The sequence below is a fragment of the Umezawaea tangerina genome, assembly GCF_003002815.1.
Lineage (GTDB): Bacteria > Actinomycetota > Actinomycetes > Mycobacteriales > Pseudonocardiaceae > Umezawaea > Umezawaea tangerina.
On the sequence record NZ_PVTF01000007.1, the window covers coordinates 1 to 25,206 of the forward strand.

At 73.1% G+C, this 25,206-nt stretch carries 24 protein-coding genes; 12 read left to right on the forward strand and 12 right to left on the reverse strand.

What is annotated here, in order from left to right:
• Positions 1 to 261, reverse strand: a 261-nt coding sequence (locus tag CLV43_RS48550) for a hypothetical protein (RefSeq protein WP_211304503.1), incomplete at its 3' end; no start/stop codon positions are given.
• A 755-nt stretch (positions 262 to 1,016) separates the two neighbouring features.
• On the opposite strand from CLV43_RS48550, the gene CLV43_RS23130 reads away from it, so the two are divergent.
• Positions 1,017 to 1,670 carry a DUF4232 domain-containing protein gene (locus tag CLV43_RS23130; RefSeq protein WP_106189381.1) on the forward strand — a complete coding sequence of 218 codons (654 nt, stop codon included), beginning with the start codon at positions 1,017 to 1,019 and terminating at the stop codon, positions 1,668 to 1,670.
• 10 nt (positions 1,671 to 1,680) lie between these two features.
• Here the strand turns inward: CLV43_RS23130 and CLV43_RS23135 are convergent, their stop codons facing one another.
• Both CLV43_RS23135 and CLV43_RS23140 read right to left on the reverse strand, forming a co-directional pair.
• Positions 1,681 to 2,094, reverse strand: a complete 414-nt coding sequence (locus CLV43_RS23135) for an arsenate reductase/protein-tyrosine-phosphatase family protein (RefSeq protein ID WP_106189382.1) — start codon at positions 2,092 to 2,094, stop codon at positions 1,681 to 1,683.
• Positions 2,095 to 2,191: 97 nt separating this feature from the next.
• On the reverse strand, positions 2,192 to 3,511 hold the full coding sequence (locus tag CLV43_RS23140; RefSeq protein ID WP_106189383.1) for an FAD-dependent oxidoreductase: 1,320 nt from the start codon (positions 3,509 to 3,511) through the stop codon (positions 2,192 to 2,194).
• A gap of 98 nt (positions 3,512 to 3,609) precedes the next feature.
• On the opposite strand from CLV43_RS23140, the gene CLV43_RS23145 reads away from it, so the two are divergent.
• Entirely contained in the window at positions 3,610 to 4,461 is an 852-nt protein-coding gene (locus tag CLV43_RS23145) for a helix-turn-helix domain-containing GNAT family N-acetyltransferase (protein ID WP_106189384.1), read from the forward strand.
• Positions 4,462 to 4,476: 15 nt separating this feature from the next.
• Here the strand turns inward: CLV43_RS23145 and CLV43_RS23150 are convergent, their stop codons facing one another.
• The gene (locus tag CLV43_RS23150) at positions 4,477 to 5,382 is read right to left on the reverse strand and encodes a LysR family transcriptional regulator (protein WP_342749807.1); all 906 of its coding nucleotides are present in this window, start codon (positions 5,380 to 5,382) and stop codon (positions 4,477 to 4,479) included.
• Between the two features lie 153 nt (positions 5,383 to 5,535).
• Here CLV43_RS23150 and CLV43_RS23155 point away from each other — a divergent pair, with 153 nt between their 5' ends.
• Genes CLV43_RS23155 through CLV43_RS48555 form a run of 3 tightly spaced genes read left to right on the forward strand, consistent with a single transcriptional unit; the run spans position 5,536 to position 9,199 of the window.
• Positions 5,536 to 6,660, forward strand: a complete 1,125-nt coding sequence (locus CLV43_RS23155; protein ID WP_245886871.1) for an FAD-dependent oxidoreductase — start codon at positions 5,536 to 5,538, stop codon at positions 6,658 to 6,660.
• Positions 6,657 to 8,405 carry a CocE/NonD family hydrolase gene (locus CLV43_RS23160; protein WP_106189386.1) on the forward strand — a complete coding sequence of 583 codons (1,749 nt, stop codon included), beginning with the start codon at positions 6,657 to 6,659 and terminating at the stop codon, positions 8,403 to 8,405. Before CLV43_RS23155 ends, CLV43_RS23160 begins: the two co-directional genes overlap by 4 nt.
• Complete coding sequence (locus CLV43_RS48555; protein ID WP_106189387.1) at positions 8,402 to 9,199, forward strand: nuclear transport factor 2 family protein; 798 nt, start codon at positions 8,402 to 8,404, stop codon at positions 9,197 to 9,199. The genes CLV43_RS23160 and CLV43_RS48555 overlap by 4 nt, the downstream gene beginning before the upstream one ends.
• 21 nt (positions 9,200 to 9,220) lie before the next feature.
• Here CLV43_RS48555 and CLV43_RS23170 read toward each other — a convergent pair whose 3' ends face one another.
• Positions 9,221 to 10,021 carry an IclR family transcriptional regulator gene (locus tag CLV43_RS23170; RefSeq protein ID WP_106189388.1) on the reverse strand — a complete coding sequence of 267 codons (801 nt, stop codon included), beginning with the start codon at positions 10,019 to 10,021 and terminating at the stop codon, positions 9,221 to 9,223.
• Between the two features lie 271 nt (positions 10,022 to 10,292).
• On the opposite strand from CLV43_RS23170, the gene CLV43_RS23175 reads away from it, so the two are divergent.
• The 3 genes from CLV43_RS23175 to CLV43_RS23185 are packed head-to-tail and all read left to right on the forward strand — an operon-like array spanning position 10,293 to position 13,907.
• Complete coding sequence (locus CLV43_RS23175) at positions 10,293 to 11,426, forward strand: MDR/zinc-dependent alcohol dehydrogenase-like family protein (protein ID WP_211304504.1); 1,134 nt, start codon at positions 10,293 to 10,295, stop codon at positions 11,424 to 11,426.
• 34 nt (positions 11,427 to 11,460) lie between these two features.
• Positions 11,461 to 12,282: an alpha/beta fold hydrolase gene (locus tag CLV43_RS23180; protein WP_106189390.1), complete on the forward strand. Its 822-nt coding sequence runs from the start codon at positions 11,461 to 11,463 to the stop codon at positions 12,280 to 12,282.
• 17 nt (positions 12,283 to 12,299) lie between these two features.
• Positions 12,300 to 13,907, forward strand: coding sequence for a CocE/NonD family hydrolase (locus CLV43_RS23185; protein ID WP_146174880.1), 1,608 nt, complete (start codon positions 12,300 to 12,302; stop codon positions 13,905 to 13,907).
• Between the two features lie 21 nt (positions 13,908 to 13,928).
• Here CLV43_RS23185 and CLV43_RS23190 read toward each other — a convergent pair whose 3' ends face one another.
• On the reverse strand, positions 13,929 to 14,531 hold the full coding sequence (locus CLV43_RS23190) for a TetR/AcrR family transcriptional regulator (protein WP_106189392.1): 603 nt from the start codon (positions 14,529 to 14,531) through the stop codon (positions 13,929 to 13,931).
• 51 nt (positions 14,532 to 14,582) lie between these two features.
• Here CLV43_RS23190 and CLV43_RS23195 point away from each other — a divergent pair, with 51 nt between their 5' ends.
• The 3 genes from CLV43_RS23195 to CLV43_RS23205 all read left to right on the forward strand — a co-directional run bounded on the left by CLV43_RS23195 (position 14,583) and on the right by CLV43_RS23205 (position 17,180).
• A complete protein-coding gene (locus tag CLV43_RS23195) occupies positions 14,583 to 15,539 on the forward strand; it encodes a quinone oxidoreductase family protein (protein WP_106189393.1) in 957 nt (318 codons plus the stop codon).
• A gap of 208 nt (positions 15,540 to 15,747) precedes the next feature.
• On the forward strand, positions 15,748 to 16,356 hold the full coding sequence (locus tag CLV43_RS23200; protein ID WP_106189394.1) for a TetR/AcrR family transcriptional regulator: 609 nt from the start codon (positions 15,748 to 15,750) through the stop codon (positions 16,354 to 16,356).
• A 137-nt stretch (positions 16,357 to 16,493) separates the two neighbouring features.
• The gene (locus tag CLV43_RS23205) at positions 16,494 to 17,180 is read left to right on the forward strand and encodes an SDR family NAD(P)-dependent oxidoreductase (protein WP_106189395.1); all 687 of its coding nucleotides are present in this window, start codon (positions 16,494 to 16,496) and stop codon (positions 17,178 to 17,180) included.
• 54 nt (positions 17,181 to 17,234) lie between these two features.
• Here the strand turns inward: CLV43_RS23205 and CLV43_RS23210 are convergent, their stop codons facing one another.
• Positions 17,235 to 17,681: a nitroreductase family deazaflavin-dependent oxidoreductase gene (locus CLV43_RS23210; protein WP_106189396.1), complete on the reverse strand. Its 447-nt coding sequence runs from the start codon at positions 17,679 to 17,681 to the stop codon at positions 17,235 to 17,237.
• A gap of 501 nt (positions 17,682 to 18,182) precedes the next feature.
• Between CLV43_RS23210 and CLV43_RS23215 the strand changes: the two genes are divergently transcribed.
• Entirely contained in the window at positions 18,183 to 19,043 is an 861-nt protein-coding gene (locus tag CLV43_RS23215) for a helix-turn-helix transcriptional regulator (RefSeq protein WP_106189397.1), read from the forward strand.
• On the opposite strand, the gene CLV43_RS23220 is transcribed toward CLV43_RS23215, so the two are convergent.
• From CLV43_RS23220 to asnB, 5 genes are read right to left on the reverse strand one after another with little or no spacing between them, the layout of a single operon-like run.
• Positions 19,018 to 20,277 carry a pyridoxal phosphate-dependent aminotransferase gene (locus CLV43_RS23220; protein ID WP_106189398.1) on the reverse strand — a complete coding sequence of 420 codons (1,260 nt, stop codon included), beginning with the start codon at positions 20,275 to 20,277 and terminating at the stop codon, positions 19,018 to 19,020. The genes CLV43_RS23215 and CLV43_RS23220 overlap by 26 nt on opposite strands.
• A complete protein-coding gene (locus tag CLV43_RS23225; protein ID WP_106189399.1) occupies positions 20,274 to 21,563 on the reverse strand; it encodes a KamA family radical SAM protein in 1,290 nt (429 codons plus the stop codon). Before CLV43_RS23225 ends, CLV43_RS23220 begins: the two co-directional genes overlap by 4 nt.
• 22 nt (positions 21,564 to 21,585) lie before the next feature.
• Positions 21,586 to 22,443 carry a pantoate--beta-alanine ligase gene (gene panC, locus CLV43_RS23230; RefSeq protein WP_211304505.1) on the reverse strand — a complete coding sequence of 286 codons (858 nt, stop codon included), beginning with the start codon at positions 22,441 to 22,443 and terminating at the stop codon, positions 21,586 to 21,588.
• 5 nt (positions 22,444 to 22,448) lie between these two features.
• Positions 22,449 to 23,177, reverse strand: a complete 729-nt coding sequence (locus CLV43_RS23235; RefSeq protein WP_106189400.1) for a class I SAM-dependent methyltransferase — start codon at positions 23,175 to 23,177, stop codon at positions 22,449 to 22,451.
• Positions 23,174 to 25,177 (reverse strand): asparagine synthase (glutamine-hydrolyzing), encoded by a 2,004-nt coding sequence (asnB, locus tag CLV43_RS23240; RefSeq protein ID WP_106189401.1) that lies wholly within the window; start codon positions 25,175 to 25,177, stop codon positions 23,174 to 23,176. The genes CLV43_RS23235 and asnB overlap by 4 nt, the downstream gene beginning before the upstream one ends.
• Between the last annotated feature and the right edge of the window lie 29 nt (positions 25,178 to 25,206).

Here is a 25,206-nt window from a genome sequence, read left to right on the forward strand (position 1 = left end):
TTCCACCGGTCCCAGGATGTTGATCCGGAGTGGGGACTCCCGACTGGTGTCGGTGGGCATCCGCTTCACCACTGGCTTTCTGGACGAGGAGCCGCGTTGCGTCGGCGTGTGGAGCGCAGCACGGCGCGCGTGGACGGGTGCATCTTCCGGGCAGAGGTTGTCCGCAGTGTCCCAAGCTAAAGGATGCATGACCATCTGGATGGCGCTTACCTGCCGCATTTCAACGTTGACCACACGACGACGAGCAGTTCTGCCGGTCATTCTGCATGTGGTCCGTCGCGTTGTCCGGTGCGCGCGCATATACCGGGTGGACAAGGGTTCTCGCCGTTCCCACGCCGAACAGGCCCGCCCTCGGTATCCGCAACAGTGGAATAAGCCAACATATTCTTTGCGCGGCGAACTATTTGCGCCGCTTCGCCGGGCAGGATATCTCCGGCGGTATCACCGGGTTTCGGGCAGGGGTGTTCTCGCGGACTGGAGGTCAGGGGTCGCACACCGCCGCCGTTCGACGGTGACGACCCTGGTCTAAATGGAAGTCGGCTCCCATTTGTAACGATAAAGTGTCCACAATGGACCGGTATTGCGCGGGCACTCGAGTAGGCAAGGCCACTTTGCTGTCGGTCGGCTGTCGAATTCCTGTCGCATCGCGGGACGCCGGCGTGACCGCCCGGCGCGGATGGTGTCGAGACCACCGCCGGTCGGACGTCCCGGACGTCGGACTGTCCGATGTGGACTCGTTCGGCCGGCACCCTCGTCGAGGCGGTCGTCGTCAGGTGTTCCCCGCCGGTTGCCGCGGCCCGCGCCGCCCGAGTCCGACACCCCTGCTCCTGCTGGCAACATCGTGCCGATCTCCGCGGGCTGTTCCGCCTTCTGGCCTGCGTGTTCGGCCGACGGCCGACATCTCCGCACGTCTTGGTCGGGCTTGGTCAGGTGTAGCGCTCAACCTCCCGGTGTTACCTTCGGCGGAGCGGGTCGCGTGACACCACAGGGCAATCCAGAGGGAGTCGGGAACAGCGATGGGCAAGAACAGCAGTCGGGTTGTCCGCGGTGCGGCCGTCGTCGTCTTGGCGGCGTTCGGCGCGTTGACGGCCTGCTCCGCCGGCGAGACCGGGGGGTCGGCCGGCGGAGACGACGTCACGCCGTCCTCCTCGACGGTGAAGCAGACCCAGACCTCCGCCAGTGCGAGCGCCGGGGGCTCCGACGCCCTGCGCGACAACGGCGACAAGCCCCCCAGCGGGGAGCCGTTGTGCGCCACCGCGAAGGTGAGCCTCGGGCTCGAGTTCCCGGTCCAGGGGGTGGAAGGTCAGCTGAGCGTCCCGGTCCTGCTGGCCAACAGCTCGGCCGCCCGCTGCACGATCCAGGGCTTCCCCGGCGTCCAGTTCCAGACGATCAACGGTGATCCCTGGGACCTCGGGCGCGGGGACGACCCGATCAAGCCGGTCAGCCTCGCACCCGGTGAGTCGACCAGCGCCACGCTGGTCTTCCTGAGCGCGGGCACCAGGGAGGGCACCTCGCACTGGACGCCCGACTCGGTTCTCGTCACGCCGCCGAACACGACCGACACCCAGCGCCTGACGTGGGACTTCGGCGCGATCCTGCGCCAGGACACCGCCACCCGCCCCGGCACGTTCGTCCGCGCGGTCGACGCCGTGGACTACGGCAACAGGTGATCCCGGCCGGTCAGCCGACGTCGTCGGGGAGCAGTTCGGCGAGCAGGTCGCGCACCCGCCTGTCGATGTCGTCCCGGATCGGTCGCACGGCGTCGACGCCCTGTCCGGCCGGGTCCTCGAGGTCCCAGTCGAGGTAGCGCTTGCCGGGGTGGACGGGGCAGGCGTCGCCGCAGCCCATGGAGATGACGACGTCGGCGGCCCGCACGGCCTCGTCGGTCAGCGGCTTGGGGAACTCCCGCGCCAGGTCGAGGCCGAGCTCCGCCATCACCTCGACCACGGCCGGGTTGACGCTGCTCGCGGGCGCCGACCCGGCGGAGCGGACGGTGACCCGGCCCGCCGCGTGGTGGGCCAGCAGCGCGGCGGCCATCTGGGAGCGGCCCGCGTTGTGGACGCAGACGAAGAGGACTTCCGGCTTGCCGGTCACACTGGCTCCTCGGGGTTCGGACGCGGGCTGGTGCGGCGCGGACCGGCGCCACCCCTCGTGCGCCGGGCCGCGCCACGTCGGACACGGCCCTGGGTGGTCACGGGCCTTGGGGAGCGGGAGCGCTCAAGGACAGGACCTGCGGTCCGGTCGGGGCGCAGCACCCGGTGGTGTCGTCGTCCTGGGCGTCGAAGACGCCCGCACCGCCGCACACGCCGGTCTCGGGCAGGACGAGCTCCACCCGCGAGGCGGACTCGTGGTCGCCCGCGAGCTCGGCCGCGATGCTGCGGACCTGCTCGTACCCGGTGAGGGCGAGGAACGTCGGCGCGCGGCCGTAGCTCTTCATCCCGGCGAGGAACACCCCCGGCTCGGGGTGGGCGAGCTCGGTCGCGCCGTGGGGCGGGACGGAACCGCACGAGTGGGCGTTCGGGTCGATCAGCGGTGCCAGCGCGGTCGGCGCCTGGAGCACCGGGTCGAGGTCGAGGCGCAGCTCCGAGAGCCAGGCCAGGTCCGGTCGGAACCCGGTCAGCGCGAGCACCTCGTCCACCGGCTCCACCCGGTGTCCCGCCGAGGACACCAGCGCCAGTCGACCGTCCACTGCGGACTCGACGGCGGCGGTGCGGAACCCGGTGACCACCTGGACGCGTCCGGCGCGCACCGCCTGCTCGGCGCGCAGCCCCAGGGCGCCGCGTGCGGGGAGCTGGTCGGCGTCCCCGCCGCCGAAGGCGTTGCCGACGACGCCGCGGCGCAGCAGCCACACGACCTCGGTGTCGGGGAGCGCGGTCAGCGCGACAAGGGCGGTCAACGCCGAGTGCCCGCTGCCCGCGACCGCGACCCGCCCGCCCGCGTACCGGGCGGCGACCTGCGGGTCCTGCAGATCCGGGACGCGGTAGGAGACGCGGGCCTGTCCGCGCTCGCCGACCGCGGGCAGGCCGTCACCCCCGAGCGGGTTGGGGCCACCCCAGGTTCCCGACGCGTCGACGAGGGCCCGTGCGGTGACGCGCTCCTCCGTGCCGTCGTCGTGCCGGACGTGCACGGTCAGCGGTTCGGTGTCCCGGCCGGAGTCCACGAGCCGGTCACGTCCGCGTCGGGCGACGCCGACCACCCGCGCGCCGAACCGCACCCGGTCGCCCAGGGCGTCGGCCAACGGCTCCAGGTACTCCTGCGCCCACTGCGCGCCGGTCGGGTACCCGTCGGCGGGGCGCTGCCAGCCGGTCGGCGCCAGCAGTCGGGCCGCGGCGGGGTCGACCAGCTCGGTCCACGCCGAGAACAGCCGGACGTGGTGCCACCGCCGCACCGCGGCACCGGCCTGGGCTCCCGCTTCGAGCACCAGCGGGCGCAGGCCGCGTTCGGCCAGGTGCGCCGCCGCGGCCAACCCGACGGGACCGGCTCCGACCACTACCACGGGGAGTTCGTCCATCACGGCACCATTCATCGATGGGGATCGATCCGACGCGGCGGACTCTATCGACGGGCGTCGATTGACGCAACCGTCGAACCGGGCCGATAATCCGGACCATGACCACGACGCCCGTCCACGGGCAGCTCGCGCCGCAGGACGCGGCCACCTACGCCGAGTGGTTCGCCTGCCTGGCCGAGCCCACCAGGGTGCGGCTCCTGCACGCGGTCGCGACGGCGGGCCGCCCGGTGACCGTGGGCGAGCTGACCGGGTGGACGGACATCAGCCAGTCGACCTGCTCGCACCACCTGCGCAAGCTCGCCGAGGTCGGGTTCCTGTCGCTGCGCAAGGAGGGCACGACCACGCTGGTCACCGTCAACCCGGCGTGCTGCACCGGTCTCCCGCACGCCGCCGACGTCGTGATGGGCGTGCTCGCACCCCGACCGTGCTGCCCGACCGACGTGCCCGCCGACGTCGTGGTCCGCGCGCTGCGCCGCGGCGACTGGGCGGCTGTGCTGCGCATCTACGGCGAGGGCATCGCCACGGGGGACGCCACCTTCGAGACCGAGGTGCCCGACCGCGCGGCGCTGGACGGCAGGTGGCTACCGGGGCACCGGTGGGTCGCGGAGGTCGACGGCCGGGTCGCGGGGTGGGCGGCGGCCTCGCCCGTGTCCGCGCGGGACTGCTACGCGGGGGTCGCGGAGACCTCGGTGTACATCGGCGAGGGGTTCCGCGGTCGCGGGGTCGGCAAGGCGTTGGTGCGCAAGCAGGTCACGGCCGCCGACGAGACCGGGCTCTGGACGTTGCAGACGGCCATCTTCCCGGAGAACCGGCCCAGCCTCGCCCTGCACCACGCCGCGGGCTTCCGGACGCTCGGGGTCCGCGAGCGGGTCGCGCGGCACCACGGGCGCTGGCGCGACACCGTGTTCCTCGAACGCCGCCGGGCCGGCGACCCCGTGGCCGCCGAGTAGTCCGGGGGAGGCGCCTCAGCCCGGCGACCCGGTGACGACGTCGCGGACGCGGTCGCGCAGCCACCGGTGGGTGTGGTCGGCGTCGTTGCGCGGGTGCCACGCCATGCCCAGCGGCACGGGCGGCAGGTCGAAGGGCAGCTCGAAGGCGTGCAGCCCCAACCGCTCCAGCGTCGCCCGGCCGGTGACGGCGGGGGCGAGGCAGACGACGTCGGTCTCCCCGGCCAGGAACAGCGACGCGGCGTAGGTCGGTACCACGGCCACCACCCGCCTGCTCAGGCCGAGCTCGTCCAGGCGTTCGTCGACCGGCCCGCGGGCCCGGCCGCGGCGGGACAGGGCGACGTGGTCGGCCGCGGCGAACCGGCGCGGGGTGACCCTGCGGACGGCGGCGAGCGGGTGCGAGCGGCGGACGAAGCCGACGAGGTGTTCGGTGGCCAGCACCTCGGTGCGGATCTCGGGGTCGGTCGCGCCGATGACGCCGATCTCCAGGTCGACCACGCCTTCGCGCAACGCGGGACCGCCCTCCACCCCCTCCGGCCGGAACCGCAGGGTGACGCCCGGCGCCTGGCCGCGGACGTCGCCGATCAGCCGCGGGATGACCGTGGTCGAGTACAGGTCGGTGACCTGGAGGTCGAACGTCCGCACGGTGGTCGCGACGTCGGCGTCCGGTGCCGGGCCGAACAGCGCCGTCGCCCGCGCCACCACGGCGCGCACCTCACCGCGCAGCTCCAGCGCGCGCGGCGTCGGCACGAGGTCGCGGCCCGCGCGGACCAGCAGCGGGTCGTCGAACACGCGGCGCAGCCTGGCGAGCGACCGGCTCATCGCGGGCGCCGAGGTGTGCGTGCGCGCGGCCGCGGCCGTGACGCTGTTGTCGGTCAGCAGGGCGTCCAGCGCCAGCAGCAGGTTCATGTCCAGGGACTCCACCTGCCGATTATCAGGGGTGGAATGACTCCTTATCAACGTTGCACTGGAGTCAACCGGCGACCGCTCCTACGGTGGACCTGTCGACCACCACAGGAGGATTCCCTTGAACCACAACAGGTCCCACCGCCGTGCGCGTCCACTGGGGAGCGACCGGTGACGCGGGTGATCGTGATCGGCGGGGGCATCGTCGGTCTCACGACGGGCCTGGCGCTGCGCCGTGCCGGAGCCGACGTGCTGGTGTGCGAGCGGGCGCCGGAGATCCGGGCCGCCGGGGCGTCGCTGGGGCTGTGGCGCAACGCGCTGGCCGTCTTCGACTCCCTCGGTGTCGGCGACGGCGTCCGCGCGATCGGCAAGCCCTCCGCGATGCGGTTCCACGACCGGACGGGTGCGCCGATCGAGACCCCTGGGTCCACCGCCGCGGACCACGAGTACCTGCTGGCCCACCGGGCCAAGCTCAACGTCCTGCTCGCCGACGCCGTCGGCGCGGGGAACATCCGGCTCGACGCCGAGTTCGTCGGCTACGAGGAGCACCACGACGGGGTCGCCGTCCACTTCGCCGACGGCCGCACCGAGCACGCGGACCTGCTGGTCGGCGCGGACGGTGCGTTCTCCGCGGTGCGCGGCCTCCTCGTCCCCGGCGCCCGTGCGCGGGAGCACGTCGGCCACCACGCCTGGCGCGCGGTCCTGCCGCCCGGCGGGCCGGAGGTGGAGCGGGACGTGATGGTGCTGGGGCGCAACGGTTCCCGCGGCGGGTACACGCGGTCCTACGACGGCGGCGTGTTCTGGCTGCTGTCCCAGTTCGGCTCGCCCGCCCTGACCGGCACCGCCAAGCAACAGGCGCTGGAGCGCGCGCGGGACCTCGACGACGGCGGCTGGAACTCGTCGCTGGCCGAGCTCATCGAGGCCACCCCGGAGGAGCTGGTGCTGCACAACCAGATCATGGTCGTGCCGCCGCTGCCGCACTGGACCTCGCGCCGGGTCGCGCTCGTCGGGGACGCCGCGCACGCGATGTCGCCGCACATCACCGCGGGCGCCTCGCTGGGCGTCGAGGACGCCGCCCTGCTCGCGCGCTACCTGACCACCCACCACGACGTGCCCGTCGCGCTCAAGGCCTACGAGGCCGACCGCATCCCCCACTACGCCCACGTCGCGGCGCTCTCGAAGGTGGTGGAGGACTCGGCCTCCCCGTGGGAGTTCGCCCGGAGCTACGCGGCCTTCAGCCACTGGATGACCAACCAGGAGCCGGTGGCCGAGCGGGACCTGGGGGTGCGGCCATGACGTTCACGGTGACGGTCGACGTGGAGGTGCCGACGCGCGACGGGACCGCGTTGGCGACCAACGTCTGGTGCCCGTCGGGGGAGGGGCCCTTCCCGGCGCTGCTGCTGCGCACGCCCTACGGCAAGGACGACGCCGGGCTGTTCGGCAACCCCAAGCTGCCGGACGTGTTCGCGCTGGTGGGGGCGGGGTACGCGATCGTGGTGCAGGACGTGCGCGGCACGTCCCGGTCGCCCGGCACGTTCGTCCCGCACCTGACCGACGGCGACGACGGCGTGGACACCATCGCCTGGCTGCGCGCCCAACCCTGGTGCGACGGGAACATCGGCACGTGGGGCGGTTCGTACATGGGGTTCGTGCAGTGGCAGACCGCGGTGGGCGGGCCTGCGGGCCTGCGCGCGATGGCACCGGTGATGACGTCCGCCGACCTCTACCGGGCACCGTGGTACTCGCCCGGAGGCGCGCTGTCGCTGGACGCGGTCCTGAGCTGGGGTGCGCTCGCCGCCCTCGGCTCGCTGCGCGGTACCCCCGACGCGCCGGAGGTCGCCCTGCTGCGGGAGATGCTGGTACGACGGCGTCCGCTGCTCGACCCGCTCCCGGTCGCCGAGCGCCCGGTGCTGCGCGACGCACTGCCGTGGGTCGGCGACGTGCTCGACCACCCGTCGCGCGACGGGTACTGGCGTGACCTCGCGTCGACCGAGCGCTGCGCCGCCATCACGGTGCCCGCGCTGAGCATCGGCGGCTGGTACGACGTGTTCATCGGCGAGACCGTCCGGGCCTACGCGGAGATGCGGCGGCACGGCGGCAGCGTCGAGGCGCGCGAGGGGCAGCGGTTGGTGATCGGACCGTGGGCCCATCCCGACGGCGCGGACCTCGGTCGGTTCCCGGACCGCTCGTTCGGGCCGGCGGGCGGCATCGAGGCAGCGGGCGTCACGGAGGCGCACCTGCGCTTCTTCGACCGCTGGGTGCGCGGCCGCGACGACCGGCCGGACGACGGGAAGCGCGTGCGCCTCTTCGTGATGGGCCTGGACGAGTGGCGCGACGAGGACGACTGGCCGTTGCCCGACACCCGCTACACCGACTACCACCTCTCCAGCCGGGCCGGGGCCAACACCGCCGCGGGCGACGGGGAGCTGGGCACCGCGCCGCCGACCGCCGACGCGCACGACACCTACCTGTACGACCCGCGCAGGCCCGTGCCCACGCTGGGCGGCACGGTGCTCGCGACCGGTCCCGGCGAGTTCGCCGGTCCGGCCGACCAGTCCCCGGTCGAGGGTCGCGACGACGTGCTCTGCTTCACCACCCCCGTGCTGCGCGCCGCCGTCGAGGTCACCGGGCACGTCCGGCTGGTGCTGCACGTCAGCTCCTCGGCCCTGGACACGGACTTCACGGCCAAGCTGGTCGACGTCCACCCGGACGGCCGGGCGATCATCCTGTGCGAGGGCGTCCGACGGGCCCGCTACCGCGACTCCCCCGCCGAACCCACACCCCTGCGCGCCGGCGAGGTCACCGAGCTGGTGGTCGACGTCGGTGTCACGTCGAACGCCTTCCTGCCCGGCCACCGGATCCGGCTGGAGGTGTCCAGCGGCAACTTCCCGCGCTACGACCGCAACACCAACACCGGCGGCGCCGTCGCCCACGACGGGGAGGCCGACCTGGTCGTCGCGGTGAACCGCGTGTTCCACGGCCCCGCGCACCCCAGCCGCCTGGTCCTGCCCGTGATCGACCGAGGGGATCCGAGGCCGTGACCGACTCCCACGACATCGCCCGCCTGGTGGCGGGGCTGGCCCACGCGCAGGACCGCCGCGACTGGACCGCGTTGCGGGCGCTGTTCGCCGATCGCACGCACCTCGACCTGTCCGGTCACCCCGGCGCCCCGGCCGAGGACGTCACCGCCGACGCGCTGGTCGCCAGGGCGCGGTCGGTGCTGGAGGGCTTCGACCGCACGGTCCACACGCCCTGGCACCTGGTGGCCACTGTGGACGGTGTCGAGGCGACTTGCCGGGCAGAGGTGATCGCCTACCACCACGTGCCGACCGCACCCGGAGCGGTGGGGGAGTGCACGATGCGCGGCCACTGGGACCTGGCTCTGCGCAAGGAGTCCGGCCGCTGGCTGGTGCACCGGTGGGCCGTGGTGCGGACGGAACCGTGGGAGGGTTCGCCCGACGTCTACCGGCTCGCGGCCGAGCGCGTCCGGACCCGCCGCGGACAGCACGACGGCGGGTACTTCGAGGTCCGCCGCGAGCGGGCCGCGGCGGGACGGCGCGCGGACCTGGTGCGGTGCATGGGGGAGCAGGTCATCCCGCTGCACGTGGAGAAGGGGATGGAGGTGGTCGCCGCGTTCGTCGACCTGGACGACGAGGACGCCTACGTGTGGGTCCGCCGGTTCGCACACGAGGACGAGCGCCGCGCCGTGCTCGACGCGGTCCACGACGACCCGCGCTGGCGCGACGGGATCGGCCCGGCGGTGCGGGACCTGCTCGCGCCGGGCCGACCGTCCACCACCCGCCTGGTCCCCGTGGACACGGAAGTCCTGCCCTGACGGCGCGTCCGGCGGTCGCGGTCAGGTCGAGGGACGGCCGAAGATCGTGCGTTCCAGGTCGTGTGCGGCCGTGCGCACGGCCTCGGCGCAGCGCTCCCGGTTCTGCCGGACGCGCTCCCTCGGACCGGAGACGCTGATGGCGCCGTGCGCGGTGCCCCTGGTGTCGACCACCGGCGCGCTCACGGCGGCCAGGTCGTCTTCGCTCTCGCCGTCGTTGAACGCGTACCCCTGCGACCGCACCAGCTTCAGCTCCTCCGACAGCGCGCGTCGGGAGCGGATGGTCGCCGAGGTGCTCACGGCCAGCCGTGCGGAGGGGAACACGTGCTGGAGCTCGTCCTCGCTCAGCCGGGCCAGCAGGCACTTGCCCGCGGCGGTGGCGTGGGCGGGCATGCGGGCGCCGACCCGCGAGGCGGCGCGGATGACGTGGCCGCCCTCGATCGCGGCGACGAAGACGATGTCGGTGCCCTCCAGCACGATCAGCTGGGCGGTCTCGCCCGTCTCGGCCGCGGCCTGCGCCAGGAACGGGGTCGCCTCGCTCTTCAGGTCGCCGACGCCGATGACCGACATCCCGAGCTCGACCAGCCGGTACCCGGCGCCGTAGGACTTGTCGTCGCTGTTGTAGCGCAGCAGGCCGCGGTCGAGCAGGGTGGTCACCATGCGGTGCGCGGTCGACCGCGCCACGTCGAGGCCCTTGGCGACGTCGCTGGTGCGCAGCCACGGCCGCTCGATGAGCATGAGCAGGATCCGGGCGGCGTTGTCGACGGCCTCGATGGTGTACGGGCCTCGGGTGGGCTCGGCGGGTGGGCGGTCGGCCGTGGACATGGACCCAGTATCCCATCTGGTGGTCGGGCTCCGGTCGCGGCCCGTGTTCGGCCCGCCGATCAGGCGTCCCACTGGAAAGGGGGAGTTCTGCTGGGTGGGACCTTAACCAGGGGACGCGTTCCCGTCCAGAACCTCGGACATCTCGGGAGTTCGGCGAGTGTGTGCCGCGAACGGGCTTTGCCTCGGGGAGCAGTTCGTCCTACTGTGAGGGACGTGTACCGCGCAGTAGGACGTGCGGTCCACGTCATCGTCCACCGGAGGAAGGATGTCGGTGTCCGTACCCGAGACCAGTCTGCAGCTCCAGTCCCGCCTGTCGCCCGACGCGCGGCTGCACCTGGGGCTGGCCACCGTGCCGGTCGCCCGACCGGCCGCCGACGAGGTCGTGATCCGCGTGGAGGCCGCGCCGGTCAACCCGTCCGACATCGGCGCGATGATCGGCCCGGCCGACGTCTCGCGCACGCGGGTCGAGCGGTCCGGCGACGCGCCGGAGATCTCCATGCCCATGCCGCCGGAGGCGATGCCCGCGCTGGCCGCGAGGGTCGGCCCCGCGGTCCCGGCGGGCGTCGAGGGCGCGGGTGTGGTCGTTGCGGCCGGTTCGTCCCCACGGGCACGGGCGTTGGTCGGACGGGTGGTGGCCACCAGCACCGGCGCCATGTACGCCCAGCACCGCGTCGCCAAGGTCGACGACCTGCTGGTGACCAAGGACGGTGCGACACCGGCCGAGGCCGCGTCCTCCTTCGTGAACCCGCTGACGGCGTTGGGCATGCTGGAGACGATGCGCGGCGAGGGGCACACGGCCCTCGTCCACACCGCCGCGGCCTCGAACCTGGGGCAGATGCTGAACCGGGTCTGCCTCGCCGACGGCGTCGGCCTGGTGAACGTCGTGCGCAGCCAGGAGCAGGCGGGGATCCTGCGGGACATCGGGGCCGAGCACGTCGTGGACTCCAGCACGCCGACGTTCCCGGAGGACCTGACCGCCGCGATCGCGGCGACCGGCGCCACGCTCTGCTTCGACGTGATCGGCGGCGGCGACATGGTCTCGCGCGTGCTGACCGCGATGGAGACCGTCCAGGCGGCGAAGCTGACCGGGCACCACCGCTACGGGTCGAGCGTCCACAAGCAGGTCTACGTCTGCGGCCGCCTCGACACCCGCCCGACGGAGCTCGCGAACACCTTCGGCCTGGCCTGGGGTGTCGGCGGATGGCTGCTGACCACCTTCCTCGCCCAGGTGGGGCCCGAGGTCGTCGGTCGTCTGAAGGACCGCGTGGCCGACGAGCTCACCACGACGTTCGCCAGCCGCTACGCGCGCACGATCTCGCTGCGCGAGGCCCTGGACCCCGAGGTCGTCGCCGCCTACCACCGCCGTGCGACCGGCGAGAAGTACCTGATCGCGCCGCAGTCGTGAGCGGCGCGCGGACACGGGACGAGGAGCCGCGGTGATGGGCGACGAGCTGGCGAAGATCGCGGTGAACGGCGTGGAGCTGGGCTACCGGGTCCACGGGGCGGCGTCGGGCGGACCGCCGCTGGTGTTCGTCCACGGGTACTGCATGCGCTCCACCTCCGGGTCCTACGAGGAGGTGCTGGAGCTGCTCGCCGCGAGCCGCACCGTCTACGCGCTCGACTTCCGGGGGCACGGCGCGTCCCCCTGCGACCCGGCGGACTGGACCCTCGCGGCGGTGGCCGACGACGTGGTGGCCTTCGCGCACGCGCTCGGGCTCGACGCGCCCGCCTACGCGGGGCACTCCCTCGGCGCCCAGATCGGCGTCTTCGCGGAGATCCGCCATCCGGGGACCTTCTCCGCCCTGTGCCTGCTGGCGCCGGGGCCGGCCGACACCCGCCGCGACCCGGTGGACATGCTCCGGTTCCTCGTCGAGCACGGGCACGACCGGGACGCGGTGCGCGAGGGGTTCCGCGGGATGTTCGCCCGCCCGCCGGGGCGGATGCTGGAGCTCGCCGTCGACGCCGCGGTCCTGGTCGACAGCGGCGTGCACCGCGCGTTGTCCGAGCAGAACTCGACGCACTCGGTCGACGACCGGCTCGGGGAGGTCGCCGCGCCGACGCTGCTGGTCCGCGGGGAGCGCGACACCGTCATCGCGCCCGAGCGGCAGCACGACCTGGCGCGGAAGCTGAGGCGCTGCAAGGAGGTGGCCTTCTCCACCGAGGGCCACATGCTGCCGCAGGAGAGCCCCGCCATGACCGCGCGGGAGATCCTCGCCTTCCTCGACCACGACCGGGAACCACTGGTCGCCGCGACGCCGTGAACGAAGGAGACCCGACCGTGCCGCAGCCGACACCCGAGGACGCCCGCCAGGACCTGGGAGCGGTCACCCACCCGCTGCCCGACGGGGTGGTCGTCGAACGGGACGTCCGCGTCGCCATGCGCGACGGCGTGCGCCTGGCCGTCACCGTGTACCGGCCGCGGGAGGCGGGCCGGTTCCCGGTCGTGCTGTGCGTTACGGCCTACGGCAAGGACTTCGGCCCGGCCGACTACTCCACGCTCCCGAGGATGCGGGACGCCGGCATGGCCGTCGGGACGATGCACATCTCCGACGTGACGACGTGGGAAGGTCCCGACCCCGCGTTCTGGGTGCCGAACGGGTACGTCGTCGTGGTGGCCGACGCACGGGGGTTCTACGAGTCCGAAGGGCGGGCGGGCATCTACTCGGAGCAGGACGCCGAGGACTACGCCGAGCTGGTGGAGTGGGCGGGCGGCCAACCCTGGAGCACCGGCGCGGTCGGCCTGAACGGCGTGTCCTACCTCGCGATCACCCAGTGGATGTGCGCGTCCCGGACGAAACCGGCCCACCTCAAGGCGATCATCCCCTGGGAGGGCGCGAGCGACCTGCTGCGGGACGCGACGCACCACGGCGGGATACCGGAGACGAGGTTCCGCACCGCGTGGCTGGCCGGGTCGTTGGCGCGCGGCGCCGGGGACGACATCGTCGCGCGCGGGCCCGCGATGCTGGAACGGGCCGAGCGCGACCCGTTCCCGCTCGAGGCGATCGACGTGCCCGCCCTGGTCTGCGCCTCCTGGTCCGACCACGGGCTGCACTCCCGCGGGTCGGTCGAGGGGTTCGCGCGGATGTCGTCGGGCGACAAGTGGCTGTACACGCACGGCGGCAAGAAGTGGGAGGTCTACTACAGCGCGGACGCGCTGGAGTGGCAGAGGTCGTTCTTCGACCACTTCCTCAAGGGCGAGGACAACGGCTTCCCCCGGCGTCCCCGCGTCCGGCTGGAGGTGCGGCTCGACGGCGAGGCCGTCGAGGTGCGGGGTGAGGACTCGTGGCCGCCCGATCGGACGCAGCTCGTCCCGCACTACCTGGACTTGAGCCAGGGGAGCCTGACCCCCGACGCGCCGTCCGCGGGCCAGTCCCGTCTCCTCGACGCGGAGTCGGGGCAGACCGCCGGGTTCGAGCTGTCGTTCGACCGCAGGACCGAGGTGACCGGCCCGATGGTGGCCAGGCTCTGGGTGTCCACTGTGGACACCGACGACCTCGACCTCTTCGTCGCCGTCCGCAAGTTCGACCGCGACGGCCGCGAGGTCCACTTCGCGGGCAAGGACGGGCACCGCGAGGGGGTCGTGGCACTCGGCTGGCTCCGCGTGTCGCAGCGCCACCCGGACCGGGAGCGGTCCTCGCCGTGGCGGCCCTTCCTGAGCCACGACCGCAGCGAGCCGGTGCGGCCGGGCGGGATCGTCCCGGTCGAGATCGAGGTCCTGCCGTCCAGCACCCTTTTCGAGGCGGGGGAGTCGCTGCGCCTGGTGGTCAGCGGCCGCGACATCGTGGAGCACGCGCGGTTCGGGCACGACGACACCGTCAACCGGGGTGGGTACGAGATCCACGCCGGTGCGGAGCACCCCTCGCACCTCCTCGTGCCCTTCTGCTGACCGGAGCCGGACGCCCCCTGGTCAGGTGCGCTCGGGGGCGTCCGCGAGCAGCAGGCGGTCGAGGCAGAAGTCCAGCGCGGCCTCCAGGTGGTCCGCGGAGCCGGTGGAGAGCAGGACGCTGACGCCGCCCTGGACGGCGGTGACCACGGCGGCGGCCGTGCGGTCGGCGTCGAGGGCGGGGTCGGCCTCGCCTGCCGCCTGGGTGGCCTCGATGCCGACCCGGATCGCCGCCTGCCAGCGCCGGACCAGCTGCGCCGTGACGGTCTGGGCCGCCGGACCGTACCGGCCCACGTCGGCGATCAGCACCCCGAGCGGGCAGTGCGGTCCCCGGTCGCGGCAGGTCCGGACGACGGTGTCGCGCCAGTCGGCCCACGCCGCACGCGAGTCGAGCCCGTCCAGGTACGGCCCCTGGTCGTCGAACACGCGCCCGGCCTCGAGCTCGGTGACCGCGAGCAGCAGCTGCTCCCGACCGCGCGGGAAGTAGTGGAACAGCTGGCTCTTCCCGGTTCCGCTGCGCCTGCACACGTCGTCGAGCGTGGTGGCGAGCGTGCCGCGTTCCCGGATCTCGGCCGCGGCCGCCTCGACGATGCGCCGTCGGGTGGCCGCGCCCTTGGCGGTGGCCACGCCCCCGGACTGTACTTGCCGGTACATTCTGCGGCTCCTAGCTTGGGTCGGGTGAAAGCGATCGAGATCGACGAGGCGGGTGGTCCGGAGGTCCTGCGGCTGCGTGAGCGGCAGGCACCCCGTCCGGGCCCCGGCGAGATCCTGGTGGACGTCCGCGTGGCGGGCGTGAACTTCTTCGACACCTCCGTCCGCAAGCACCGCCTGGTCGAGGTGCCGGGCGCGGAAGGCGCCGGTGTGGTGCTGGAGACCGGGGAGGGTGTGCACGGGTTCGCGCCCGGTGACCGCGTCGCGTGGATGGACAGCACCCGGCACGGCGGCTACGCCGAGCAGGTCGTGCTCCCCGCGACCTGCTTCGTCGCGGTGCCCGGCACCGTCGACGACGAGACGGCCGCGGCCCTGGTCCTGCAAGGCCTGACCGCGCACCACCTCGCCACCGTCTCCCACGCCGTGCGGCCGGGGGACGTCGCACTCGTGCACGCCGCCGCGGGCGGGGTCGGCATGCTGCTGACCCAGCTCGTGAAAGCCCGCGGTGGCACCGTCATCGGCCTGGTGTCGCGGCCGGAGAAGGTCGGGATCGCCACCGAGGCGGGCGCCGACCACGTCCTGGTCTCCACCGGCGCCGCGTTCGTCGGGCCGGTCCGCGACCTGACCGGCGGCGAGGGCGTGCACGTCGTGTACGACGGCGCGGGCGCGACCACGTTCGACGCGTCGCTGGAGGCGCTGCGCACGCACGGCACGCTGGTCTTCTACGGGCCGCTGATCGGTGAGGTGCCGAGCATCCGCGTCGACGACCTCCCCCGCAGCGTCCGCCTCACCTACCCCACGACCGACGACCACCTCCGCGGCGAGGGGGCGCTCGCGACCCACATGGCCGAGCTGTTCGCGCTCGTCGGGACGGGCGAGCTGGTCGTCCGGATCGGCGGCCGCTACCCGCTGGCCGACGCGGCACGGGCCCACGCCGACATCGAGTCCAGGGCCACCACGGGGAAGCTGCTGCTGTTCCCGTGACCACGAGCCGTTGTGGACAGTCCGAAGAGGACTCGCGGTGAGGTGGTCCGGTGCGCCCCGGTCTGCTCGGCACGGGGCGCGTCCCACGTGGGCCCTCCTGATCCGCCGCGCCACGGCTCGCTCGACCTCCCGGTTCCGCGTCGATCGTTGCGGAGCCCGACGCTAGCACGTTCCGCATCGATCGATGCGGAAGGCGTACCCTGCGGGGATGAGGACCGAACAGCGCCGCCCGACCGGCCGTCCGCGGGGGTTCGACGTCGACGAAGCCCTCGAACGCGCGATGATGGTCTTCTGGGAGCACGGCTACGAGGGCGCGAGCCTGGCCACCCTGACCGCGGCGATGGGCATCTCCACCACCAGCATGTACGCGACCTTCGGCAACAAGGAGGAGCTGTTCCGCAAAGCGCTGGGGCGCTACACCGAGGGGCCCAGCGCGTACCTGGACCGCGCCCTGGAGGAGTCGACCGCGCTGGGCGTGGCCACGGCGGTCCTGGCGGGCACCGTCCGCACCACCACGCGCCCGGCGCAGCCCAACGGGTGCCTCGGAGTGCAGAGCGCGCTGGTCACCAGCGACTCCGGGCGCGAGGTCCGCGACGTCCTGGTCGCCTGGCGGGACAACGGCTTCCGCGCCATCCGGGAGCGGTTCGAGCGCGCCGTCGAGGACGGCGACCTGCCGGGGGAGGCCGACCCGGCGCTGCTCGCCCGCTACGTCACCACCCTGTCGTTCGGCATCGCCGTGCAGGCCGCGGGCGGCGTCGGGCGCGACGAGCTCCAGGAGCTGGCCGACGCGGCGCTGCGCAACTGGCCGCTGACCTGACCCCCACGCCTCTCCGACTTCTGTAGCGATCGATGCAGAACGTGCTACGGTCGAGTTGTGCATCGATCGATGCACAACTCGAAAGCGATCTGCGCGGGCAGCAGGCCTGCCGGACCGCACATCCGCGGAGGAGGGGCATGTCCGTCGCACTGGTCACCGGCGCCAACAAGGGCATCGGTTTCGAGACGGCCAAACAGCTCCGGGAGCTGGGCCACGTCGTCTACGTGGGAGCGCGCGACGTCGAACGGGGTGGGAAGGCGGCCGCGTCGATCGGCGCGAGGTTCGTGCGGCTCGACGTGACCGACGACGCCTCGGTCGCCGCCGCGCTGGCGACGATCGGGGCGGACGAGGGCAGGCTCGACGTCCTGGTGCACAACGCGGGTGTCCTCGGCGACGAGGGCGTCGACGGTCCCGCGGCGCTGCGGGTCTTCGACACCAACGCGGTGGGGATCGTCCGCGTCACGGAGGCCGCGCTCCCGCTGCTGCGCAAGTCCGACAACCCCAACGTCGTCACCGTCTCCAGCAGCGCCGGGTCGTTCTGGGCGGTGACCAACCCCGACCGGCCGGAGTTCCGGCTGCCGCTCGCGCTCTACTCCGCGTCCAAGGCGGCGGCGACCATGCTGACGGTCCAGTACGCGAAGTCCCAGCCCGGCATCAGGTTCAACGCGCTGGAGCCCGGCACCACCGCGACCGACATGACCGCGGCCTTCGGGATCGGGAGGTCGCCGCAGGAGAGCGCCGCGGTCGTCGTGCGCCTGGCCACCCTCGGCGCGGACGGTCCGACGGGCACGTTGCGGGACGAGGCCGGGGAGCTGGCCTGGTAGGTGGTGGGAACGGTCGAGGGGTGCCGCCCCTCGACCGTTCACGGGTGGTCGGGATCAGTCCCGCGGGGTGAGCACGACGATCGGGATCTCGCGGTCGGTCTTGTGCGCGTACTCGTCGTAGAGCGGGAAGATGCCCGCCATCAGCGCCCAGAGCGGCTCGCGCTCGGCGGGGGAGCAGACCCTCGCGGTGGCGGTGAACCGGCGGGCGCCGACCTGCACGCCGACGCTCGGGTCCGCCACCAGGTTCTTGAACCACTCCGGGTCCTCGTCGGCACCGCCCTTGGAGGCGACGACGACGAAGTCGTCGCCCGAGGTGCCGTAGATCAGGCACGTGCGGCGCGCGATGCCGCTGCGGCGCCCGGTCGTGGCGAGCACGAGCGTGAACACGCCGTTCGACTCGTACCCCTCGGTGCCGCCCGAGGCCAGGTACTCGCGGGTCTGCTCGGCGACCCAGTCCCACTGGGAGTCGGTGGCGCGGTCGAGGTCATCGGCGACGGCCATGGCGGCGGTCCTTTCCGGTTGGCGGGTGGTCGGCGACCCTGGGACGAACCCGGCGCGGTGGTCTCGACACGGTATGCCTGTGACGGCGGTCACCCTCCTTCGAGGCGTGCCCGCCCACCGGGAGCGTCGGCCGAATTCCGCAGGGCCCGCCGTGATTCGGGTGCGCGAACCAATTCCCCTTTCTCATTTCACCCGGTGTGCGTGGTGGCAACATCTCGCCCAACGGCGTGCTTGACGCCCTCGACGTCGCCGGGCTAAATTCCGACAAATGGGAAGACAATTAGGGGATTGAGTCGCGAGTCGTCGTTGACGTGGGAGAACCGGGTATTCACGTCAATGGCCGTCGGATCGTCGAGGGTCACGCATTTTATGCGGAATGACGTGCCGTGGACACCCGGAATTCCCTAGTCCTCCACCGCGGCGTCGATTGCGGGACGGCCGGGAATCCGGCGGACACCACAGGCGCGGCCGGGGAACCGGCTCGGACGGGCGGTGCAGCCGATGCGGGGGAAGACCGAGGCGATCACGCGGGGCGCGCTGGCCGACTTCCTGCGCCAGCGGCGCGACGCGCTGTCACCGGAGGTGGTGGGGCTGCGGGCCGGTCTGCGGCGCCGCGCGCCGGGCCTGCGCCGGGACGAGGTGGCGCGCCTGGCGAACATGTCGACGACCTACTACGAGCGGCTGGAGCAGGGGCGCGGCCCGCAGCCGTCGGCCGCCATCCTCGGCGGCCTGGCGCGCGCGTTGCGGCTGGACCCGGACGAGCGGGCCTACCTGCACCTGCTGGCCGGGCACGCCGAGCCCGTGGTGGCGGCACCGGCCGCCGCCGTCGACCCCCGGCTGCTGTCGGTGATGCGGGCGATGGCGGCGACGTTCCCGGCGTTCGTCACCGACGACCTGGGCACCGTGGCGGCGCAGAACGAGCTGTACACGAGGCTGTTCGGCCGGGTCGCCGGACGGCCCCGCCGGGAGGGAAACCTGTTCTGGGGCTGGTTCGCCTCCGGCCGGTTGCGCCGGTCGGTCCTGAACCCGCCGGAGCACCAGGAGTCCATCGGCCGCAACTTCGTCGCCTACCTGCGGGTCGTCGTGGCCAAGCGCGGCTACGACGTGGCCGCGGCGGCACTGGTGGCGGACCTGTGCGCGGCGAGCGAGGAGTTCCTGCGGATGTGGGACGAGCACCGGGTCTCCAGCTCGCCGTTCCCGGTCTTGAGCGTGCTGGACGACCGGGTCGGCAGGCTGGACTTCGAGGGCGCGCTGATGGTCAACTCGCGGTTGGGGCAACGCCTGTACTCGCTGCACGCGGTCACCGGCACCCCCACCCAGCAGCGGTTGACCGCGCTCATCGTCGGGTCGTCAGCCCGGTGAAGGCCTCCTCCATCCTGGTCAGCGCCGCGGCCAGGTGCGGCAGGCGGACGGGGTCGTCGGCGGCCAGTGCCTCCCGCTGCTGGTCCTCGTCGCCGTAGAGCAGGCTGGTGGCGGCCTTGAAGCGGAGCCCGCGCACGTCGTCGCCGAGCAGGTGCCCCGGCAGGACGACGACGCCCGAGTCGTCCAGCAGCCGCCTGCCCAGCTCGGCGGAGTCCCCGATGCCGTTGCCCGCCAGCAGCCCGCGGACCGGCTCGAAGTCGGGGTAGACGTAGAACCCGCCCGTCGGCGGCCTGCACCGGGCACCGGACCTGGTGACGACGTCGTGCACCGCCCTGGCCACCGCACCGTGCAGCCGGGTGCCGGCGGCGAGCCGTTCGCGGATCTCGGGCGGCTCCGCGTAGACGTGCTCCACGACGTGCTGCATCGGCCCGGCCAGCGTCGACCAGACCTCGCCGGCCACCGACACCACGGAGTCCCGGAGCCACCGGCCGCGGTCCCCCTCGGGGAACCGGGCGACCCCGATCCGCCAGCCGCCCAGGCCCAGCGACTTGGACAGGCCGCTGGTCACCACGGTCCGGTCCGGCACGACCTCGGCCGGGCTGAGGAACGGGGTCGCCGCGGGGTCGTGCACGAGGTCGCGGTAGATCTCGTCCGAGACGACCAGCAGGTCCTCGGCCTCTGCGACGGCGCACACCTCGCGCACCAGCGAGGGCGGCGCGAGCGTGCCGGTCGGGTTGTCCGGCAGCGTGAGCACCAGCAGCCGCGGGTCGCGGCCGCGCGCCCTGGCGGCGTGGACGGCCCGCCGCAGGGCCCCCGGCTCCGGCACACCACCGCACGCGTCCGGGATCGGCACCCCGATGACCTCCTTGCCCGCGTACCGGACCTGGGCGGCGTAGCTGTTCCACGCCGGGCGCGGCAGCAGGACGTCGCCGGGCACGGCGAGCTGCAGCGCCATCAGCAGCGCCTTGCTGCCGGGCGCCAGCACGATCTGGTCGGCGTCGGTGGGCAGCCGCCGCCGACCGAAGTAGCCCGCCACCGCGGCGCGGGCGGACTCGGCGCCCGCGACCGGTCCGTACGCCGTGCGGCGGGCCCCCGCGGCGAGCTGCCGGGCCAGCTCCGGGAGCAGGGGGAGCCGGGCCTCGCCGAAGGCCAGGTGCACCAGGGACTCCCCGTCGGCCCGGCGCCGGTCGACCATCTGGTTGAGCGCGAGGTTGGGTGACAGGTCGGTGGTCATGGGGCGCTCCTCGGTGGCTTGCACGCCGCGGCGAGGTCAGGCGGTGTGTCGGGCGCGAGGTCGAGCTCGTCGAGCCACGCCGCGGTGGCCGAGTAGCGGGCGCGGAACGGCCTGCCGACCAGGGCGGGGTCGCGGGCCTGCACCATGCGCAGCTGGAAGAAGCCGCCGTCGACCCCGTCCACGACGACCTTGCCCGGTGCCGCCGACATCACCGGGCCGCGGACGGTGCGGGCGAGCCCCGGCAGCGTGCGGTAGGCCGTCCGGAAGACGTCCACGGCCCTGGCCAGCGGCACCTTGAAGTAGTCGTGCGGTCCGGTGTCCCGTGCCACGAACAGGTAGTACGGCACGGTGCCCGCCGCCAGCTCCGCCCGCCACAGCTCGGCCACGACCGCGGCGTCGTCGTTGACGTGGGCGATCAGCGGGGCCTGGCAGTACACCGCGGCACCGGTGGCGCGGATCCGCAGCAACGCGCGCCGCGCCGGGTCGGTCTCCAGCTCGCGCGGGTGGCTGAAGTGCGCCATGACGGCCAGCTGCCTGCCCGAGGCGACGACGTCCTCGAACAGGCGGGCCACCTCGTCGGCGTCGGGGTCGGTGGTGAAGCGGTGGGGCCAGTAGGCGACCGACTTGGTGCCGATCCGGATCGTGCGCACGGTCTCGACGGCCAGCAGCGGCGCAATATGGCTGCGGAGCCGTTGCGCGGACATCACCATCGGGTCGCCGCCGGTCACCAGGACGTCGCTGACCTCCGGGTGCGCGCGCAGGTAGGCGACCAGCCCTGACGGTTCCGGTGCGGCGAACCGCAGCTCGGGATCCCCGATGAACTGCGCCCACCGGAAGCAGTAGGTGCAGTACGCGTGGCAGGTCTGCCCCTGTCCGGGGAAGTAGAGGACGGTCTCGCGGTACTTGTGCTGCAACCCCGGCACCGCCGCACCCGCCTGGACGGGCACGTTGGACCGCTGCGCGGACGGGTGCGGGTTGAGGCCCGCGCGGATGTCGTCGACCACCTCCCGCAGCCGCCCGCCGGTCGTCGCCGCCAGCCGCCGCTCGTCGGAGTCGGGCAGCATGCCGGGCTGCGGGAAGGTCAGCCGGAAGATCGGGTCGTCCGGCACGGCCGCCCAGTCGACCAGGTTGTCCAGCACGTAGTCGTTGACCCGGAACGGGAGCACCAGGGAGACCCGCCGCATCGACTCGCGGACGTCCGGCGGCAGCCCGTACCGGTCCGCGATCGCGTCGAGGTGGCGCGGGCCGTAGGCGTGGAACCTGGTGCCCTCCAGTGCGTTCGGCATCGCGAAGCCGTTCCTCCGGGGGTCAGCCACCGATGACGACGGGCAGGTGGTCGACCAGGTGCGTGCCGCCCACCCTGGCGATCACACCCAGCACCGCGTCGCCGCGGAAGTCGTCCGGGACGGCGGCGAAGGTGTCGGCGTCCACGACGGTCAGCGACTTCACCAGCAGCGGCGGGTCGAGCCTGCTCGCGGCGTCGAGCACCTCCTCGGCCGCGGCGAGGGCGTCCTTCGCGGTATCCAGGTGTTCCCGCGCGGCGAACAGCGCGCGCGACAACGACAGGGCGGTGACCCGTTCGGCGGGGGACAGGTAGGCGTTGCGGCTCGACATGGCCAGCCCGTCGGGCTCGCGGACGGTGGGCACGCCGACGATCCGCAGCGGGAAGTCCAGGTCGGCGACCATGCGCCGCACGAGTGCCAGCTGCTGGGCGTCCTTCTCCCCGAACACGGCCACGTCGGGGGCCACGAGGTGGAAGAACTTGGTGACCACGGTGAGGATCCCAGGGAACAGGTCCGGCCGCAGCGCGCCCTCGTGCGTGGCGGCGATGGGACCGGGGTCGAGGCGGACCACCGGCCCGCCGTTGGGGTAGACCTCGGCCGAGGTCGGGGCGAACACCACGTCCGCCCCCTCCGCCGCGCACAGCGCCAGGTCCGCGTCGAGCTCGCGCGGGTAGCGGTCGAAGTCCTCCGCGGCCCCGAACTGGAGCGGGTTGACGAAGACGCTGACCACGACGGTCGCCGCCTCGCGCCGGGCGGCGCGGATCAACGCCGCGTGCCCGGCGTGCAGCGATCCCATGGTCATCACGAGGGCCAGGCCACCGCTGCCGCGGTCGACCACCTCGGCCAGTTCCGCGCGGGAGCGGACAAGGACGCACCGGGACACCGGTCTCACCTCCGGTCGCAGGTCATCAGGGAGCTGACCGGGTGTTCCCGGTACCTCAGCCAGAAGGACTCGTCGCGGTCGCCGTCGGGCGGCGGCGTGCGCACCGGTGACCAGCTGACGGTGCCGAAACCCGCCTGGACCGCGGCGAGCTCGTAGTCCGCGAGCTGCCACTCGTAGTCCTCCAGCGGCGTCGGCGGGTCGGTGGTGAACTCCTGGCGGATCAGCGGGACCTCCTCGCCGGGCACGCGGTCGAGCAGGCGCAGCCCGAACTCCTCGTAGTTGCCCTCGGGGAACGGGGTGGGGTTGGGCACGATGGCCAGCAGCCGGCCGCCGTCGGTCAGCGTCGCCCGGATGTTGAGGAACATCGAGTGCAGCGCCGCGCGGCTGGACGCGTAGTTGAACAGGTAGACCGCGGTGGCCAGGTCGAAGCGCCCCAGCGGCGGGAGGTCGGTCGCGTCGGCGATGACGTACTCGATGCCCAGCGGTGCCCTCGCCTCGTACTTCTGGGCGAGCCGCACCATCTCCACCGAGACGTCCACGCCCACCACCGGTCGGGCACCGCTCTCGGCCAGCAACCGGGTGTTGTAGCCGTACCCGCAGGCGAGGTCGAGGGCGGACAGCCCGGTGAGGTCGCCGAGCGCGCCGCACAGGGTGAACGTGTCCGCGGCGGAGAAGGCGGCGGTGGACTTGGACTCCTCGAACCGCGCGCCGATCGCGTCGTACTGCTCGCTCATCGCCGGACCAGCGCCCCGCCCGTGCCGTCGAACTCCCGCAGCAGGATCCGGTCGATGTCCAGGTCGGGCACCCGGAAGTCGTCGACGAGGCTGTCCTGGAGCAGCAACGTGCTGAGCACCTGGAGGTAGGCGTGGTTGTCCGGGAAGGGAACCGATCCGTCCTCAGTGGACTTGACGCGGTCGACGAGCCGCCGCACGCCGTGCGGGTCGAGCACGCCGCAGTCGCGCACCCGGCGCGGTGACAGGAGCTCGTCCACCCAGTCGCCCGTGCCCGTCGGGAGCAGGTGCTCCGCGCCGGGGACCCGCATCCCGAACTTCGGCCGGTCGCGGATCTCGGCGGGCAGGACGTCCGCGTACGCCTCGCGCAGGACGTGCTTCTCACGGGTCAGCCCGCGCAGCTTCCACTCGCGGGGCAGCCCGGCCGCGAACTCGACGACCGACCTGTCCACGAAGGGGTAGCGCGCCTCGATGCGGCACCCGGCGCCGGGACGGTCGGCCAGGCAGGTCATCCCGTAGCCGCACAACAGGGTCACGAAGTCGAGCACCTGCGATCGGCCGACCACGTCCAGGTCGTCGTACCCGCTCACCTGGGCGCGCGCGAACTCCGCCAGCCGCCGGTCGTCGTCGGCGACGCCGTCGCGTGCCGCCAGCAGACCGGGCAGCAGCTCGGCCTCGAACCGGCGCAGGTGGGCGCCCAGCACCGGGCCGCCGTCGCCCGCCCGCTCCTGGAAGAAGCGCAGGATGTCGCCCGCCGTCATCGGGTCGGTGAGCAGGACGTCGTTCAACCCCTTGCCCAGCAGCGCTTCCCGCTCCGCCGTGAACCCGTCGGCCAGGCAGGAGTCCAGGACGGTGGCCTCCTTGAGGATGTCGTAGCCGAAGAACGACTCGTCGGCGCCCTCGCCGCCCAGCACGATCCGGACCCCGGCCTTCCCGACGTGCTCGGCGAGCATCTCGGAGGCGACCGGCGCGCAGAAGTGCAGCAGCGCCTCGCACTTGCGGACCAGGTTCGGGAACCGGTCGCGGATGTCGCGGCCGGTGACCACCACCGACGAGTGGTCGGTGCCCAGCTTCTCCGCGATGACCCGCTGGTAGGCCGACTCGTCCGCCCAGGACCCCGGCACGGTGATGGAGAACGTGGGCAGCGTGCCGGTCGTGCGCTCCCGGACGATCGCGGCGATGACGCTCGAGTCCAGCCCTCCGCTGAGGAACGCGCCGAGGGGGTAGTCCCCGCGCAGCCGGAACCGGACCGCCTCGTCGAGCCGGTCGCGCAGCTCCTCCTTGGCGGCCTCGAAGGTCAGGCCCGGCCGTGCTCCCGCGCCCCGGTCCACCGGAATCTCGAAGTAGCGCGACACCACCACCCCGGCGGGGCCGACGCGGGCGAAGTGGCCGGGGGGAAGGCTGCGCACACCGGTGAAGCACGTCTCACCCGGCACCGGTGTCCAGTAGCGGCCGTTGGCCCGGACGCCGTCGGCCGACAGCTCGCGGCGCACCTCCGGGAACGCGAACAGGCCCTTGATCTCGGAGGCGAAGTAGAGGGAGCCGCCCTGTTCGGTGTAGAACAACGGCCGTTCGCCGAACGGGTCGCGCCCCAGCAGCAGCTCCTGCCGTTCGCGGTCGTAGAACGCGAAGGCGAACTGGCCGTTGAGCCGGTCGAGCGCCCGCTCACCCCAGACCACGAGGCTGTGCAGCAGGACTTCCGTGTCCGACCTCGTGGCGAACGAGACCCCCCGCGCCTCCAGCTCGTGCCGCAGCTCCAGGTAGTTGAAGATCTCCCCGTTGAACCCGAGCACGTACCGGTCGTCGGCGGTGACCATCGGCTGCTTGCCCAGCAGCGGGTCGATGACCGAGAGCCGGACCGTGCCGAAGCTGAGCCGGGCGTCGTCGTAGATGCCGACCTCGTCGGGGCCGCGGTGGGCGATCGCCCGGACACCGCGGCGCAGGTTCGTGATCCGGTCCTCCTTCCGCTTGCCGCTGTTGACGAAACCGACGACACCGCACATGGACGTACCCCACCTTGTCGAGTGATGGA

Excerpts from the sequence above, each read along its gene's own strand:
- CLV43_RS23130 (WP_106189381.1), top strand. The coding sequence starts at position 1,017 with ATGGGCAAGAACAGCAGTCGGGTTGTCCGCGGTGCGGCCGTCGTCGTC.
- CLV43_RS23140 (WP_106189383.1), bottom strand. The coding sequence starts at position 3,511 with ATGGACGAACTCCCCGTGGTAGTGGTCGGAGCCGGTCCCGTCGGGTTG.
- CLV43_RS23145 (WP_106189384.1), top strand. The coding sequence starts at position 3,610 with ATGACCACGACGCCCGTCCACGGGCAGCTCGCGCCGCAGGACGCGGCC.
- CLV43_RS23160 (WP_106189386.1), top strand. The coding sequence starts at position 6,657 with ATGACGTTCACGGTGACGGTCGACGTGGAGGTGCCGACGCGCGACGGG.
- CLV43_RS23170 (WP_106189388.1), bottom strand. The coding sequence starts at position 10,021 with ATGTCCACGGCCGACCGCCCACCCGCCGAGCCCACCCGAGGCCCGTAC.
- CLV43_RS23180 (WP_106189390.1), top strand. The coding sequence starts at position 11,461 with ATGGGCGACGAGCTGGCGAAGATCGCGGTGAACGGCGTGGAGCTGGGC.
- CLV43_RS23200 (WP_106189394.1), top strand. The coding sequence starts at position 15,748 with ATGAGGACCGAACAGCGCCGCCCGACCGGCCGTCCGCGGGGGTTCGAC.
- CLV43_RS23205 (WP_106189395.1), top strand. The coding sequence starts at position 16,494 with ATGTCCGTCGCACTGGTCACCGGCGCCAACAAGGGCATCGGTTTCGAG.
- CLV43_RS23210 (WP_106189396.1), bottom strand. The coding sequence starts at position 17,681 with ATGGCCGTCGCCGATGACCTCGACCGCGCCACCGACTCCCAGTGGGAC.
- CLV43_RS23215 (WP_106189397.1), top strand. The coding sequence starts at position 18,183 with ATGCGGGGGAAGACCGAGGCGATCACGCGGGGCGCGCTGGCCGACTTC.
- CLV43_RS23220 (WP_106189398.1), bottom strand. The coding sequence starts at position 20,277 with ATGACCACCGACCTGTCACCCAACCTCGCGCTCAACCAGATGGTCGAC.
- CLV43_RS23225 (WP_106189399.1), bottom strand. The coding sequence starts at position 21,563 with ATGCCGAACGCACTGGAGGGCACCAGGTTCCACGCCTACGGCCCGCGC.
- CLV43_RS23235 (WP_106189400.1), bottom strand. The coding sequence starts at position 23,177 with ATGAGCGAGCAGTACGACGCGATCGGCGCGCGGTTCGAGGAGTCCAAG.
- asnB (WP_106189401.1), bottom strand. The coding sequence starts at position 25,177 with ATGTGCGGTGTCGTCGGTTTCGTCAACAGCGGCAAGCGGAAGGAGGAC.